3 protein-coding genes are annotated in these 2,088 nt (G+C 56.9%); all 3 read left to right on the plus strand.

Features of this window, described 5'->3' with window-relative positions; genetic code table 11:
• Positions 1-87: DUF4134 family protein (locus HPS55_RS13925; protein WP_080691273.1), on the plus strand; the 87-nt coding region annotated here is incomplete at its 5' end.
• Between the two features lie 11 nt (positions 88-98).
• Positions 99-431 carry a DUF4133 domain-containing protein gene (locus HPS55_RS13930; RefSeq protein WP_172178339.1) on the plus strand — a complete coding sequence of 111 codons (333 nt, stop codon included), beginning with the start codon at positions 99-101 and terminating at the stop codon, positions 429-431.
• The coding region (locus tag HPS55_RS13935; protein WP_172325099.1) for a TraG family conjugative transposon ATPase at positions 428-2,088 on the plus strand (1,661 nt) is incomplete at its 3' end. The genes HPS55_RS13930 and HPS55_RS13935, both read left to right, overlap by 4 nt.

Below are 2,088 nucleotides of genomic sequence, written 5' to 3' on the forward strand. Positions count from 1 at the left end.
GACACCTCCAAGACTGCCGCCTCGTGGTTCGGGGCGTGCATCTTCCTGATTGTCGCCGCCACCATCCTGCGCTCATTCTTCCTTTAATATAATAATGTATGGCTGAATACCCGATAAACAAGGGTATCGGCCGTCCGGTAGAGTTCAAGGGCTTGAAGGCTCAGTACCTCTTCATCTTCTGCGGAGGTCTGCTGGGTCTCTTCGTCCTGTTCGTCATCCTCTACATGGTCGGCATCGACCAGTGGATATGTATCGGCTTCGGCGTGGCATCGTCCTCCGTCCTCGTATGGCAGACCTTCGCGCTGAACGCCCGGTACGGCGAACACGGACTGATGAAATTAGGGGCAACAAGGAGCCATCCCCGATACCTTATCAACCGGCGGCGGATCACCCGATTATTCAAACGGAAACGAAAGGAAGAAACGACATGAGGAATACATCCAAAATGACAACACTGGAAAACAAGTTCCCGCTATTGGCGGTGGAGCAAGGCTGCATCATATCCAAAGACGCCGACATAACGGTGGCTTTCGAGGTGGAGCTGCCGGAGCTTTATACCGTGACGGGCGCGGAGTACGAGGCGATACACGGCTGCTGGTGCAAGGCGATCAAGGTGCTGCCGGACTTCTCCGTCGTCCACAAGCAGGACTGGTTCATCAAGGAGAAGTACACACCGGAACTTCACAAGGACGACATGAGCTTTTTAAGCCGCTCTTTCGAGCGTCACTTCAACGAGCGTCCGTACCTGAAGCACACGTGCTACCTCTACCTGACCAAGACGACAAAGGAGCGTAACCGGATGCAGAGCAATTTCAGCACGCTGTGCCGGGGACATATCATCCCGAAGGAGCTTGACAAGGAAACAGCCGCGAAGTTCATGGAGGCTGCGGAACAGTTCGAGCGCATCATCAACGACAGCGGCTTCGTCAGGCTGCGCCGCCTCTCCACCGATGAGATTGTGGGGACGGACGGCAAAGCCGGGCTGATTGAGCGTTATTTCTCGCTCATGCCCGAAGGCGACGCCACATTGCAGGACATCGACCTCTCGGCACGGGAGATGCGCATCGGTGACAACCGCCTGTGCCTGCACACCCTGTCCGACACGGAAGATTTGCCCGGCACGGTGGCTACCGACACCCGGTATGAGAAACTCTCCACCGACCGCTCGGACTGCCGCCTCTCCTTCGCATCCCCGGTGGGGCTGCTGCTCTCCTGCAACCACATCTACAACCAGTACGTGATTATCGACAACAGCGAGGAGAACTTCCAAAAATTCGAGAAGTCCGCAAGGAATATGCAGTCGTTATCCCGATACAGCCGGAGCAACAGCATCAACCGCGAGTGGATAGACCGCTACCTGAACGAGGCGCACTCCTACGGGCTGACCTCGGTGCGGGCGCACTTCAACGTCATGGCGTGGAGCAACGACGCGGAAGAGTTGAAGCACATAAAGAACGACGTGGGCAGCCAGCTGGCGAGCATGGAGTGCGTGCCGCGCCACAACACCATCGACTGCCCGACACTCTATTGGGCGGCTATGCCCGGCAACGCGGCGGACTTTCCGGCGGAAGAGAGTTTCCACACCTTCATCGAGCAGGCGGTGTGCCTCTTCACGGAGGAAACCAACTACCGCAGCTCGCTCTCGCCTTTCGGCATCAAGATGGTGGACAGGCTCACGGGAAAACCGCTGCACCTCGACATTTCCGACCTGCCGATGAAGCAGGGTATCACCACGAACCGTAACAAGTTCGTATTAGGTCCTTCGGGCAGCGGCAAGTCGTTCTTCATGAACCACTTGGTGCGCCAATACTACGAACAGGGTGCGCATGTGGTATTGGTGGACACGGGAAACTCCTATCAGGGATTGTGCGAGATGATACGGGGCAAGACGGGCGGCACGGACGGCGTGTATTTCACCTACACGGAGGAGAAGCCCATCAGCTTCAACCCGTTCTATACCGACGACTACGTGTTCGACGTGGAGAAGAAGGACAGCATCAAGACGCTGCTGCTGACGCTCTGGAAGTCGGAGGACGACAAGGTGACGAAAACCGAAAGCGGGGAATTGGGCAGTGCCGTGAGTGCCTA

The sequence above is a fragment of the Xylanibacter rodentium genome (genome assembly GCF_013166575.1).
Lineage (GTDB): Bacteria > Bacteroidota > Bacteroidia > Bacteroidales > Bacteroidaceae > Prevotella > Prevotella rodentium.